Source organism: Lacipirellula sp. (genome assembly GCF_965279485.1).
Lineage (GTDB): Bacteria > Planctomycetota > Planctomycetia > Pirellulales > Lacipirellulaceae > Lacipirellula.
Genome location: NZ_CBDIIC010000002.1, coordinates 2,109,302 through 2,122,811, shown reverse-complemented (window position 1 = coordinate 2,122,811; position 13,510 = coordinate 2,109,302). Strand labels below are relative to the sequence as shown.

At 61.4% G+C, this 13,510-nt stretch carries 10 protein-coding genes; 6 read left to right on the top strand and 4 right to left on the bottom strand.

The window, feature by feature from the left end; all coding sequences use genetic code 11:
* Positions 1-339 precede the first annotated feature (339 nt).
* The 3 genes from ACQY7R_RS16190 (at position 340) to ACQY7R_RS16180 (ending at position 5,593) form a co-directional block, all read left to right on the top strand.
* The gene (locus ACQY7R_RS16190) at positions 340-3,369 is read left to right on the top strand and encodes a PVC-type heme-binding CxxCH protein (RefSeq protein WP_428306609.1); all 3,030 of its coding nucleotides are present in this window, start codon (positions 340-342) and stop codon (positions 3,367-3,369) included.
* Between the two features lie 55 nt (positions 3,370-3,424).
* Positions 3,425-4,792 carry a hypothetical protein gene (locus ACQY7R_RS16185; protein ID WP_428306608.1) on the top strand — a complete coding sequence of 456 codons (1,368 nt, stop codon included), beginning with the start codon at positions 3,425-3,427 and terminating at the stop codon, positions 4,790-4,792.
* Between the two features lie 612 nt (positions 4,793-5,404).
* Positions 5,405-5,593, top strand: a complete 189-nt coding sequence (locus ACQY7R_RS16180) for a hypothetical protein (protein WP_428306607.1) — start codon at positions 5,405-5,407, stop codon at positions 5,591-5,593.
* A gap of 579 nt (positions 5,594-6,172) precedes the next feature.
* Here ACQY7R_RS16180 and ACQY7R_RS16175 read toward each other — a convergent pair.
* On the bottom strand, positions 6,173-6,868 hold the full coding sequence (locus tag ACQY7R_RS16175; RefSeq protein WP_428306606.1) for a hypothetical protein: 696 nt from the start codon (positions 6,866-6,868) through the stop codon (positions 6,173-6,175).
* A 245-nt stretch (positions 6,869-7,113) separates the two neighbouring features.
* On the opposite strand from ACQY7R_RS16175, the gene ACQY7R_RS16170 reads away from it, so the two are divergent.
* Both ACQY7R_RS16170 and ACQY7R_RS16165 read left to right on the top strand, forming a co-directional pair.
* Positions 7,114-8,736, top strand: coding sequence for a porin (locus tag ACQY7R_RS16170; protein WP_428306605.1), 1,623 nt, complete (start codon positions 7,114-7,116; stop codon positions 8,734-8,736).
* 392 nt (positions 8,737-9,128) lie between these two features.
* Positions 9,129-9,728 (top strand): hypothetical protein, encoded by a 600-nt coding sequence (locus ACQY7R_RS16165; protein ID WP_428306604.1) that lies wholly within the window; start codon positions 9,129-9,131, stop codon positions 9,726-9,728.
* A 14-nt stretch (positions 9,729-9,742) separates the two neighbouring features.
* On the opposite strand, the gene ACQY7R_RS16160 is transcribed toward ACQY7R_RS16165, so the two are convergent.
* The 3 genes from ACQY7R_RS16160 to ACQY7R_RS16150 form a co-directional block, all read right to left on the bottom strand.
* Positions 9,743-11,014, bottom strand: a complete 1,272-nt coding sequence (locus ACQY7R_RS16160; protein ID WP_428306603.1) for a fibronectin type III domain-containing protein — start codon at positions 11,012-11,014, stop codon at positions 9,743-9,745.
* A 73-nt stretch (positions 11,015-11,087) separates the two neighbouring features.
* Positions 11,088-11,723: a redoxin domain-containing protein gene (locus ACQY7R_RS16155; protein ID WP_428306602.1), complete on the bottom strand. Its 636-nt coding sequence runs from the start codon at positions 11,721-11,723 to the stop codon at positions 11,088-11,090.
* A gap of 134 nt (positions 11,724-11,857) precedes the next feature.
* Positions 11,858-12,445, bottom strand: a complete 588-nt coding sequence (locus ACQY7R_RS16150) for a TetR/AcrR family transcriptional regulator (protein WP_428306601.1) — start codon at positions 12,443-12,445, stop codon at positions 11,858-11,860.
* A 286-nt stretch (positions 12,446-12,731) separates the two neighbouring features.
* Here ACQY7R_RS16150 and ACQY7R_RS16145 point away from each other — a divergent pair, with 286 nt between their 5' ends.
* The gene (locus ACQY7R_RS16145) at positions 12,732-13,484 is read left to right on the top strand and encodes an SDR family NAD(P)-dependent oxidoreductase (RefSeq protein ID WP_428306600.1); all 753 of its coding nucleotides are present in this window, start codon (positions 12,732-12,734) and stop codon (positions 13,482-13,484) included.
* Positions 13,485-13,510 lie beyond the last annotated feature (26 nt).

Below are 13,510 nucleotides of genomic sequence, written 5' to 3'. Positions count from 1 at the left end.
ATTATAAACGGCATTCCCACGGAGTGGCGATGCATCACACCATCGATTGAGCCATGAAATGGGCATCCCAAAGTTGACTGCGCACCGTGGATTTCAACGCGATCTGAATTGATCGTGGCGGACGATCCTGCCATATATTCACCGAATGGCGGCCGCGGTTACGGACAAAATCCCTCGTTTCGAGACGGAGGTGGACGACGCAACGCGTTGAAACGGGGCCGAGCCGTGTGTTTGGCGACGGGTTGCGAGCGGCAGGTGGCCGCCGGCGGCGGAGCGGTGTAAGCTGTCGGCATGGTGAATGCACTTTCGCGCCTTTTGTTACTGGCTATGCTGCTGGTTGTGGCCTGCTCCTGTCCAGCTTGGGGTGAGTCTCCGAGCCAAGTCGCGGCGGCAGCTGCCGATGACTCGATCGAGCGTGACTACTCTGGAGATCTCCCTCGAATTGCGCCGCTGGAGCCAGAGCAGGCTCCTAAATCGTTTGAGATCGAGCCTGGTTTCGCCCTGGAATTGGCCGCTGCGGAGCCGGCGACGACCGATCCGGTCGCCCTCGATTTCGATGAGCATGGCCGGATGTTCATCGTCGAGATGCTCGGCTACAGCGAGAATCCCGACGATATGCTCGGCTGCATTCGCGTGCTGGAGGACGCCGACCATGACGGCCGGTTCGAGAAAAGCAGCGTCTACGCCGATGGGCTCGAGTGGCCGACGGCGATTCTCTGCTACGACGGCGGCGTATTCGTGGGGGCTCCGCCGGAGATTCTGTACCTTAAGGACGCCGACGGCGATGGCCGGGCCGAGGTGCGGAAGGTCGTGTTCACGGGTTTTGGGACGCATAACGTTCAGGGGTTACTGAATTCATTTCGCTGGGGTTTGGAGAACCGGATTCACGTCGCCGTGAGCAGCTGCGGGGCTGATCTGCGGCGGGGCGACCAGCCCGACGCCGAGCCGCTGGTTCTCCGCGGGCGGAACTTTTCGTTCGATCCGAAGACGCTCAACGTTAGCGCCGAAAGCGGGGCGAGCCAGCATGGCTACTTCATCGACCCGCTGGGGCGAGAGTTCACGTGCAACAACAGCAACCACATCCAGCAGATCGTTGCTGACGACGCCGACCTGTCGCGGAACCCGCATCTGCAGGCGCCATCGTCGCTGCGGAGCATCGCGATCGAGGGGCCAACGGCCGACGTGTTTCGCATCAGCCCGGTCGAGCCGTGGCGCGAGATCCGCACACGGCTGCGGGCGAAGGGCATTGTTCCCGGCATTGTTGAAGGAGGCGGCCGACCGGCGGGTTACTTCACGAGCGCCACGGGCGTAACGATCTACACCGGCGATGCGTGGCCGGCGGAGTACCGCGGTAACGCCTTCGTCGGCGATGTGGGGAGCAACCTCGTGCATCGCAAGACGCTTGAGTCGCGACCCGATGACATCGCGCTCGTCGCGCGGCGGGCGACGCCGGGGCGGGAGTTCGTGGCTTCGCGAGATATCTGGTTCCGACCGGTGCAGTTTGCCAACGGGCCCGATGGCAATCTCTACATCCTCGATATGTACCGTGAGGTGATCGAGCATCCCGATAGCTTGCCGCCGATCATCAAGCAGCATCTCGACCTCACGAGCGGTCGCGACAAGGGGCGGTTGTATCGAGCGATCAGGGCTGATCGCACGGCGGAGCAGAAGCGTGAGCAATTCAGCCGCGCATTGCCGGGCGATGCGAAGACGACGGACGAACTGGTCGCGATGCTGGGGCATCCAAACGGTTGGCATCGCACGACAGCGGCGCGGTTGTTGTACGAGCAGAACGATCCGGCGGCAGTCGAGTTGCTTAGCGGCGCGCTCGCTTTCGACGAGTCGAAAATGTCCCTTGAGGGGGGCTTGCTGGCTCTCAACGGATTGCAGGACGCCAACCAGCCCATTAGTTACGCGATTCTCCGCTCCATGGCAGCGGAAACTGATTCGACGCTTCGCGAACATGGGGTGCGGCTCGCTGGAAGTAGGCTTCGCAATTGCGCTGAGGGTAGATCGACTGAGCGAATGATTCTCGAGGCGACGTTGTCGGACTTGGCCGAGGATCCAGACCTCAACGTTCGCTATCGAGTGGCTTTCGCCTTGGGGAATAGCCTCGCTGCGACGAAGGTCGAAGCGCTGGTGAAGATCATCAAGCGAGACGTTGAGAACGCTGACATGCAGATCGCCGTACTGAGCTCGGTTGCTCAAGGCGCCGAGGCGTTGTTGCACGAATTGATTGCTGATCAGAAGTTCGCATCGACGCCGGCAGGGCGAGGGTTTCTGGCTGAGGTGGCGCGGCAGATTGGCGCTCGCGGCGAGCGGAAAGAGCTCGAGTCGCTTGCCGCTGATGTGGCGGCTGCGCGAAGTTTGAACCAAGCGCTTGCCAGCGATCTGCTGGTGGCGGCGTTGCGCGGCGCAGGTGGGCGGGCTGCCGAGGTCCGCGCCGAGTTGAGTCTGCAAGAGAAGGCCATCGAGCCGTTGATTGACGAATTGGTGACGGCCGCGGTGCAAGTCGCTGCGAACGATGACGCGGACGCCGCTGTGCGAGTGGCGGCGATCAACCAACTTGGGATGGGCAAGTTCGCAACGGTGGCGCCACTGTTGGGGGAATTGATCGCCCCGCATCAGCCGCAGGAGGTGCAGACGGCGGCGCTGGCGGCGCTGGGCGGGTTCGATGAGCAAGCGATTGCGGAGCCGATCGTCGCCGCGTGGCGGGGGATGAGCCCCGCGTTGCGGCTGCAGGGGGCGGAACTGCTGCTCGCGCGGCCGGCCACCTCGTCGGCGCTGGTGGCGGCTATCGAACAGCAAGAACTCTCGACGCGGGATCTTGATCCGTCGACGACGCAGCGGCTTACCACTCATGCTGATGCTCAGGTTCGTGAGCGAGCAGCCAAGGCGCTCGCTGCCGGCGTCTCTTCGAGGGCGGACGTGCTGGAGGCGTATCGCGAGGCGCTGCAACTGGTGGGGAACGCGGAGCAGGGGCGGGCGATCTTCCGAAAGAATTGTGCGGTTTGCCATCGCCGCGAAGGGTTTGGAACAGAAGTCGGCGCCGACTTGGCCACCGTCGTCACGCGGACGCCGGAGGCGCTCTTGGTGAACGTGCTCGACCCCAATCGCGAGGTCGATCCGAAATTTATTCAGTACAATATCGTCACCGTCGACGGGCTGGCCCACAGCGGCGTCGTCTCGGCGGAGACGGCGAACACGGTGACGCTCACCGGCGCCGAGAAGGCGACGCAGACGGTGCCGCGGGCTGACATTGATGTGATGGAATCGACCGGATTGTCGTTGATGCCGGAGGGGTTTGAACGGGAGATTGATGTGCAGGGGATGGCGGATCTCATTGCGTATTTGCGGAGTGAGTTGTGAGTGCGGCGAATACATAAATGCCCGCGACCACCGGTCGCGGTTTTATGGAGGTGGTATGCGATATTTGTGCGCGATATTCGGTGCATTGATCGTGGCGGCAGGAGTCGATGCGGCGGCGCCGCGGTTGGCGGTGGGGACGTTCAAGGTCGATGTGACGCCGCCGATTGGGACGCCGCTGTGCGATGCGCTGTGCGATCCGGCGTCGGCGATTGACGGCCAGCTGACGGCGCGGGGCGTTGTGCTCGTGCCGGCGGGCGAGCAGCCGGTGGTGCTGGTGGCGCTCGATTGGGTCGGCGTCGGCAACGACGGGCAGGATGCTTTTAAAGAGGCGATTGCGGCCGCGGCGGGGACGACGCCCGAGCGGGTGGCGATTCATGCCCTTCATCAACACGATGCACCGGGGTGCGACTTTGGTGCCGACAAGCTCGCGAGCGAGTATGGCCTCGGCGGGAAGCTCTTCAAGGTTGAGTTCGCGCGGGAAGCGATCGCGCGGACGGCCGATGCGGTGAAGGAGGCGACCGGCAAGGTCGTGCCAGTGACGCATGTGAGCCACGGCAGCGGGAAGGTTGAGAAGGTTGGTTCGAACCGTCGCTGCCTTGGCCCCGACGGAAAAGTCAAATGGGTGCGGTACACGGCGTGTACCGATCCAGAGGCGGTTGCTCAGCCCGAGGGGATCATCGATCCGCAGGCCCGCGCGATTGGATTCTGGAATGGGGATGAACCGGTCGCGATTCTCACTTACTACGCGACGCATCCGCAAAGTTACTACGGCAAGGGCCGCGTGAACGCCGACTTCCCGGGGATGGCCCGCGCGCTGCGCGAAGAGGCTGTGCCGGGGCCGTTGCATGTTCACTTCAATGGGGCGGGCGGGAACATTGGCGCCGGGAAGTACAACAACGGGTCGCCCGAGATGCGGCCAGAACTTGCCAAGCGGCTTGCGGCGGGGATGGCGACGGCGTGGGAGTCGAGCGAGAAGGAGCCGATCGACGAGTCGACTGTGATCGATTGGTCGACCGAGCAAATCGCGTTGCCGCCGGGGAAGCATCTCAATGCGGCGGAGCTGACGGCGACGATCGCGGATAAAAACCTGCCCGAGTTTGATCGCCTACAGGCGGTGCGGCATCTGCAATTTCTGCGCGAGTGCGAAGCGGGCCGGCAGGTGACGCTCGGTCGGATGCGGATCGGCGAGGTCGATTTGCTCCACTTGCCGGGCGAGCTGTTCGTCGAATACCAACTCGCGGCGCAAGGGCTGCGGCCCGACTCGGAGGTGTGCGTTGCGGCCTACGGCGACTACGGCTCGGGCTACATCGGCCTGCATGATTCGTATGCTCAGGGGGGCTACGAGACGAGCGACCGGGCGTCGCGGGTGGCGCCGAGCGTGGAAGGCGTCCTTATGAAGGGGATCCAGCAGTTGATGAAGTGACCGCGATGTGCGGACTGCTTCGCTAAACCGTTTGCTCAACTTTCTGCTGGGCGGCCGGCTCGTGTCGCGAGTCATGTCGTGTCGCATGTCGCATCGACTCCGAGCGAAAAAGCGATTTTAGGCGACACTAAGACGTCGCTGTTAAGTCGTTTCTGTGGAAGGCGTTGCGTCGAAACGGTCGCTGCTATCGCCTATCGCGAGGCGACATTAAGCGACTTGATGCGACACTACGCGACATCACCGCGAGAGCGGAGACGGTTGCAGTGCGCGTGAAATTGTCAAAGAACGGATGCCGGCGAAACAGCGGCGGACGCGCGCGAAGGGTGCGCACGACCGCCGGAGCGTGGAGTTGAGCATGGCATAATTGGTGGCCCAGTTTCAACACAAAAGTTGGCGGAAAGTGGGCAAGGGGCAGTCGGCGGTAGGCAGTTGGAAGTACCGCCCATCAACGCAGTCGACTGAACACTCATTCGCGTTCATCGGCGGTTCCTCTTCCAGCGGCAACGACGCTCCGTCGGCCGATGCTGGCGCCGGGTGGCGTTGACCGGGGTGGCCGAAAGTCGTATCTAGCTCGGCTTCTCCGCAGCGATAGCTGTGCCCGCTGGTATCCTTATGCTTAAACTGCTCACTCCTTGTTGTTTGCTCTTGGCCCTTGCCGGGTGCAAGACCCCGCCGCCGAGCTCGGGCTCGCTGCTGTCGTCGGACCGCAGTCGCGAGATTAGCAGTTCGCTTGACCAGAAGGGCGAGTATGTGGAGAAGATGGAGCGCGAAGCGCGTGGTCTCAAGAGTGAGATTGAGTAGTGCGCAGGTTCAGAATGGTCGCTGAAGCGACGCAGTCCGCACATTAGCTGATCGATTTTGGCGACTGGTGGGTCGAGCGATGGGACTTTCCGTTCGATGCGAATGCGGCCAGACATTGCTTGTGTCGGCTAGCGATGCGGGGACTGCAATCGCGTGTCGCTGCACCCGAAGCGTCGAGGTGCCGAGGCTATCGGCGCTGCGAGCGATGGCTGGAGCCGCCGACGATCACGGCAGCGTGCTAGAGCGGGTTCGCAGCCAGATCAAACGAGGTGAATTGCCGAGCAACGTGATTTGCCCGCTCACCGAGCAAGAAGCGACGACCACGTTGTGGTTTGAGGTCCTGTGCGAGCGCGAATGGTCGCGACGCTCCGACGCCGACGATGGAAAGGTGATGCTCTTTCTGATGTTCGGCGGGTGGCTGGGCATGTTGTACGCCGTCATGCGGGGCGGCGCGCTAGAGACGCTTGGCAGCGACGTGTCACTTATGGCGCCGTTGCGACTTTCGTCGTCAGGGGCGGCCGAGGTGAAGCGAGTCCGCTGGCAGCGCACTTTCAAGCGTCTGCTCTCAAAAACGCCAATCTACAAAGAACTGCTGCGCTCGTATCCGCAGGCACGCATCGTGCGCGTCGTTGCCGAGTACTCGACGCTGGAAGGCCCGGGGCTCATTCCGCATGCGGGCATTCTTGCGCGACGCGTCGCGCGATAGCGCGGCGGCGTGGGCTGGCGTTTCCGCTGGTTCTGACTGGTCGCTGAAGCGACGCAGTCCGATTGTTGGGCGCACCTTATCGGTTCGACGATGGGGCCGATCGGTTTCGGCGGTTCAAGGTGTTCGTGGGCGCTAATGAATGGGCCCAGTTCTTGGGGCGTTAAGTCGAACTCGACCAGCGCTCGGCTAAGTATCGGCGAGGGATTCTGAACGACGCCGAGGAGTAGATCGAACGGGCGAACTTGGCGTCCGTCGCTAATCGCTGCGTCGCACACGTCGCTGATGATCTGCTTCAAGTGCGGAGTCATCGGCGGCTTACTGCACATATAGATAATGTCCGGCATTTGGAAGTGGACGCGGAGTCGCGCCCACATCGACTCGGCGGTGACCATGAACTCGTCTTTGACCGCCTGCATGACGGGCGTGCGGGACGACAGCAGGCCCATGAGGAAATGCTCGGGCGGGTAGTAGTCGACTCGGCCAGCGCGGGCCAATTGGCTTCCCGAGGCGATGATGCGATTGATTTCGGGAGTGAAGACGGCGGCGAGTTTAGCTTGGTCCAGCTGCATGGCGAGCGTCTCCGGGCGATGGGAGCGACGCCGTCACTATACCTCCGCGGTGCGGCCGAGGTGCAGGGCCCACGAATGAGGGGGAGCGACGCGGACGGGACTGCTAGCGGCCGGAGCTTACGCTTCTGTAAGGATGTGGGCGGCGAACATAAAATCGGGCTCAGGAACGATCTGTTTGCTGACTGGCGCGCGGATGTGGACCGATAAGTCGAGAGTCGGGACTCATCACTCTTTTCGGGCAATGAATGCGTATTCGCGGGCGCCAGCAATTGATTGGTTGCTTCTTGGGAGCGTGGCTGGCGCTCGGAGTCGGCGGCGCTCTCGCCGAGGATGCGGCGTCGCTTAGCAGCTCCATTGATACAACGGCGCCAGCGGTCGTTTCGCTCGAAACGCGGCTGCAGCAGTTGGAGCAAAATCACACGGCGCTCGCGACGCAACATGAGGAAATGATCGTCGAGAACCAGCGGCTGCGGTCGCAGGTCGAGGCGATGACGGCGTCGCTGGACGAGGCGCTCGAGCGGTCGTCTGGAGACGGCGGCGGAGCGCAGGCGAACGGGGGCGGGCCGATCGGGCAGGGGCCGAGTTCGCGGTGGAGTTTCGACGATCAGCCGGATGATATTCGCGGCGACGAGCCGGAGCCGGCTGAGGGGGAGCAACGGACGGCGTCGACGTTTGGCGAAGGCTTTAAGTGGACGACGCACGATGGCGAGTACGACATGGCGTTTCACAACGAAACGCAGCTCGACGTGCGGGCGTACGAGCAAAGCGACTCGGAGCCGGTGAACCAGTATGGGTTCTACATTTCGCGGATGCGGCTCTATTTCAACGGCAGTCTCACCGAGCCGATCGAATACAGCGTCTCGTTGAATAAGGGGTTGGGCGATCTCAACTTGCTCGACGCCTATTTCAATTTTAACTACGACTCGCGATTTCAATTTCGCGTCGGACGGTTTCGCGTGCCATTCACCTACGATTGGTACGCGCTGAGCAACCAGTTCTTGCCGACGCCGGAGCGGTCGGTATTTGCGATCAACTATGGCTACAACCGCAACTGGGCGTTGATGCTGCATGGCGAGCGCGGGGATGAGAAGGGGGAGTACGCGGTGGCGTTGTCGGCGGGGCCGCGGAATCAGTACTACGATTTCAACGCCGACAAGGACGTGCTGGCGTACCTGAACCTGCGGCCGTTGCAAGATAACGAATCGCTGCCGGCGCTGAAGTATTGGAACGTCGGCGGCTCGATGGCGTACGGCATTCAAGACCAAGCGCCGCGGCCGCGGCAGTTTTGGACGTCGCTCAACGCGACCGACAGCGAAGGGGCCGACGAGGCGGCGCCGTGGTTCTTGGAATTGAACGACGATGTGCGCGAACGCGGGCCGCGGCATTTGTGGGACGTCCACTCGGCGTTGTACTATAAGCAGCTGACGCTGATGACCGGTTGGGAGACGGGGTACAACAGCTACTCGGTCGGCGACGACCCGTACCAGCGGGTGCCGACGCATGGGTGGCATGCGCAGTTTGGCTACTTCCTGACCGGCGAGGAACTGACGCGGCGGACGTTCGTCGAACCGCTTCATCCGTTCGACTTGCGCGACGAGAAACGGGGCCTCGGGGCGATTGAAGTGCAATCGCGTTACGACGAATTCACCGTCGGCGACGAGATTTTTTCAGGCGGCTTCGCTGATCGCAACGAGTGGACCGGGCATGTGAAGACGATCGACTCGGGGGTGAACTGGTATCTCAACAAGTTCACGAAGATTTACTTTGACTGGCAGCATGCGATGTTCGCCCAGCCGATTCCGTACCGGCCGGGGGGGATGCAGCATCACAGTAATTTGTTTTGGACTCGGTTTCAGATTTATTTTTGAGCCTGCCGAACGCCAGTTCGCGTTGTGGACTGGAGGGGTTCGACTGCGAGCATCGGTTGGGTTGGCCTCTTGCGGCTGCGCCGCCCAGGTAGGCGAGTACGCCAACCTGGGCTACCCGCTAGAGATATAGAATTGGTTGCAGCATGAACCAGGGTATACTCACCGGTGTCATGAGCGCTGGTGGAGTAGATTAGCAGTCGCGGGTAATTGCGATGACGAAATCACTGCTGTGCTACATGTGTGATCGGCCCAGTACATCTAAAGAGCATGTGCCGCCTCGATGCTTATTTCCAGAGAGCAAGGACGTTGGAATTCAGTGTAGGGAAAATCTGATCACAGTTCCGTCGTGCGAGAGACACAATAGCGCTAAGTGTGCTGACGACGAGTTCTTGATGGTTAGTCTCGCTGGAATCATCGGTAACAACTCAATTGGCTACAAGCACAAGTTCTCGAAGGTTAACAAGGCGATATATCGTAGTTCGTTCTCGCTCTTGCAAAAGGCGATGCTAAACCAAAAGTGGGAGGTTATAGAGCTTGCCCCGAATAAATTTATTGATGTGATTTGGGGGACGCCTGATCATTCTCGGCTGGAGAATTGTTTTGATCGAATTGCCAGAGGCTTGCACTACCACCACTTTGCAGAACGGTTTCAGGGCGTAACGAAAACCGTGTTAGGGTTTCTGAAAGTTGAATCGGCGAATGCCAAAGAGTTCCAAAGATTTTTGCGAGATAAGGTGTCTCTCGAACTTCAAGGAACGGAGAGACTTGGCGAGAATCCCGACGTATTCTCGTTTCAATTCACCTCCCCGGATCAGTTTGGATTGTATCTGCTGCACTTGCGGTTTTACGGTGGGCTCGATGTCTACGTAGGGCTAATCCCTGATGGTAGCGAAGCTCCGAAAAATCTCGCCATGCACCTAATCGATATGGGTATTACCACAACGATTTCGATTGGTGATGAGAAGTACTGCTTTAACAATAACCGAGAGTAACTGGTTAGGCTGAATCACTTTGTTGGAGTTGATTGAGTAGGTTTGGTACGCGGGGTTTCGATCTCCGTCTCATCAAACACCTTGCCGTCGGCGTCGATGGCTTCGAACTTCGCTTCGCCATTCGGGTCGAGTTCCACCCGCCAGAGGTGGTTGCGGGATTCGGCTTTGGCGAGCCACCAGGCGGCGCCTGGTTTGGGGACGGGGCGGGGTTCGACGCCCCAGCAGCCGTCGCCGAGGTAGAGGATGCCGTTCTCGTCGTCGCGCTCGCGATTGCGGATGCGGTGGGTTCGTTTGAACGTGTGGTGGTCGTTTTCGAAGACGGCGGTCATGCCATAGCGTTCGAAGTTGGGGACCCAGTGCTTTTGCAGGTCGAGCGCAAGCGGGGCGTCGATGGCGCCGCCGTCTTTCGGGCCCTTCGCGGTGCCGAATGCCGGGAAGTGGTAGCCCGCGAACAGAAACTGTTGGTCCGCGCGTTCGGCGAGAGCCTTGCCGAGCCAGTCGGCTTGCGGGCCGATGACGGGTTGCGTGTGTTGCGTGTCGAGGATGACGAGCGAGAGGTACTTGCCGAAGTCGAGGGCGTAGTACGAGCGATCGCCCGGCAGCGCGAAGATGCTGTAGAAGTAGGGGGCGTCTTGCGGGATGCGGCCGTTGTAGTGGCCCTTCACTTCGTGGTTGCCGATGCCGATGACGAGCGGGATGAGCCGCTTTTCTTTGCCGACGCTGTAGCGGCGCCACGACTGCAGCCAGTCGATCCAGTGCGTGCCGTAGACGCCGTTCTCGTAGGCGATGTCGCCCATCAGGACGGCGAAGTCGGGGTCGAGCTTTTGCATTTCGCGGTTCATGTCGTCGAGCAGTTCGCGGCTATGCATCATGTCGCCGCCGGCGACGAACGTGAGGGGCTCGGTGAGCTTGGCGGGCATCGTGTCGAAACGCCAGAAGTGGGTGACGTCTTCGGTCTTATCGCCGATGCCGAACTCGTAGCGCGTGCCGGGTTCGAGGCCGGTGAGTTCGGTGCGGCGAAGTTGGAGCGTCGTCGGGCCGACGGTCGATTGGCTGGCGGGCGTGGCTTTCTGCCACTTGGTTTCGGGCGAGTGTTTCTCGCCGTCGTATTTGCGGTAGAGAATCGTCGGGCTGCTGTGGGCGTAGATGTCGACCCAGGTGACGGTCATCGTCGTGGTGGGATCTTGCTGCCAGGAGAGGAAGAGGCCGATGAGGTCTTCGGCGTGGGCGGCGGAGGGGATGAGTAGTAGGAGGGCGACGAGTAACGTTCTGGTGGCGTAGAGCATGATGCAAATGGGGAATGGGGAATGCTGAATGGGGGAGAGTCGTGCAGAGTTACTGACCTCTGGACTCCGACCTCTACTCTCTTTTGCGGGGATACTTAATGCGGCAGCCGCGGGGGGCGGTTTCTTTGGTGGTTGGTTCGTCGCCGGCGAGGAGTGCGGCGAGGGCTGGTTCGAGGTAGTTCGATTTTACTTGATCGGCGTAGGTGCTGTCGTCCATGGCGCCCATGTAGACGATGCGGCGTACTTCGGGTTTGCCGGCGGAGAGCAGGAAGAACTCGGGGGTGTAGTTGGCGCCGTAGGCTTGGCCGATTTGTTGCGACTTGTCGTGCAGGTAAATGAACGGGAATTTTCTGGCTTCGGCCCGTTCGCGGAGGCGGGGGAGGGCGTCGGCGGGTTTCGCGCTCGCGCAGATGGCGACGACGGCGGTTTCGTCTTGATGCTTTTCGGCGAAGGCGATGATGCGGTCTTCATAGTCGGCGGCGACGTCGCAGCTGTTGCAGATGAAGACGACGACGACCGGCAGTTTGGCGTCGAGATCGGCGAGTGAATGTTCTTTGCCGTCAACGCCGGGGAGTTTTTCCCAGGCGGGGGCGGCGTCGCCGATGTTGAGCGTGGGGTTGAACTCGCCCGCGGAGCCGATGGCCGCGCAGCAGATCGCGATGGCAAGCGAGTAGTACGCAATGCGAAGGGGGGCGAGCACGGCAGGCATCGCAGTCGGCCTCCGGTTCGAGGGACGTAAACCGATACTATACCCCAACGATGGGCGACGTTCGACCGTTGGCGATCGCGCGGAGCGCCCCGTTTCTCCGACGATTCAGCGAAGATGAAGAAGATTTTAAGTTTTCACTTCGGCCAATTGGCGAGCGCGACCTCCGCGACGCTGCGGAGTTGCTCGGGCGTGGCGCCACTGGCGGCTTGCACGGCGAGGCCTTGCATCACCGTCGAGATGTAACGCGCGAGAGCGTCGGGATCGGCGCCCTTGCGGAGTTCGCCGGCGGCGGCCGCTTGCGCGAAGCGGGCGCGGATTGCTTGGTCGTGCTCGCCGCGGCGAGCGACCAAGTCGCGACGGATCGATTCGGACTCTTTGCCGCAGGCGAGGGCGCCGTTCATGATGAGGCAGCCGCGGGGGTTCTTCGGGCAGCCCAAGCGTTCGGCGGCGCCGAGGATCAGCCGCTTGGTGACTTCGGCGATCGTGGGGGCGGCGAGGCACGCGGCCAGGTGGGCGGCCGGCTCTTCGAGATAGCGATCGACGGCCTTTTTGAAGAGCGCTTCCTTATTACCGAAGGCCGCGTACATGCTAGGGCGGTTGATGCCCATCGCTTTGGTCAGCTCGGGGAGCGAGGCGCCTTCGTAGCCGCGGCGCCAGAAGACGCGCATCGCCCGGTCGAGCGCTTTGTCGGCGTCGAAACTGCGGGGTCTGCCAGCGGCCATGGGAACGCTCCTTTTTTACCGATCAGTAAATTATAGCACTTGCAGTCAAATTGCGCACGGGATATTTTTTACTGAACGGTACAGAACACTTGGCGAACCGGCTGCGTAACCAGCTCCAGGCGAACCAATCGTCCAGTGCCAGCCGGCTTCGTCGGTCAATCGAAAACCCACCTCAAGGCCGCCACGTTCCCCACAGCGGCCGTTGATCGACGAAGTTGATGGCTTTTATTTCGTCTACAGGTTCAACTACCCCCCTTCACACCCGCCTCGCTTAAGGATTCCTCCCATGGCTACGCTTGCCGGTAAAGTTGCCCTCGTCACTGGCGCCTCGAAAGGGATTGGCGCCGAGATCGCCCGTGAGCTTGCGGCCCAGGGCGCCGCAGTCGTCGTCAATTACTCGAGCAGCAAGGCGGGCGCCGACAAGGTGGTCGCCGATATCACGGCGAAGGGAGGTAAGGCGGTGGCGGTCGGCGCCAACGTCGCCGATCCGGCCGACGTGGTAAAGCTGTTCGCAGAAGCGAAGAAGGCGTACGGCAAGGTCGACGTCTTGGTGAACAACGCGGGCATCTACGAGTTCGCAGGGATTGAGGAGATCACGCCCGAACACTTTCACAAGCAATTCAACTTGAACGTGCTGGGGCTGCTGCTTGCTACGCAAGAGGCGGTGAAATTAATGGGCCCCGGCGGGAGCGTCATCAACATTAGTTCGATCGTCTCGACGACTGCGTTGCCGCAAACGGCCGTTTACAGCGCGACGAAGGCTGCGGTCGACGCGGTGACTCGTTCGCTGGCGAAAGAACTTGGCCCGCGTGGCATTCGCGTCAACTCGGTCAATCCGGGCATGATCGAGACCGAAGGAACGACGGCTGCGAACATCACGGCTCATGACGGCGAGTTCCGCAAATTGACGGAAGCTCAAACGCCGCTTGGTCGGATTGGCCAGCCGAGCGACGTCGCCCCGGTGGTCGCCTTCATGGCTTCGAGCGCTTCGGGGTGGGTGACTGGCGAAGAAATCCGCGTCGGCGGCGGGTTTACTTGATTCTCGCCGCGGCCGTTCTCTGGCAA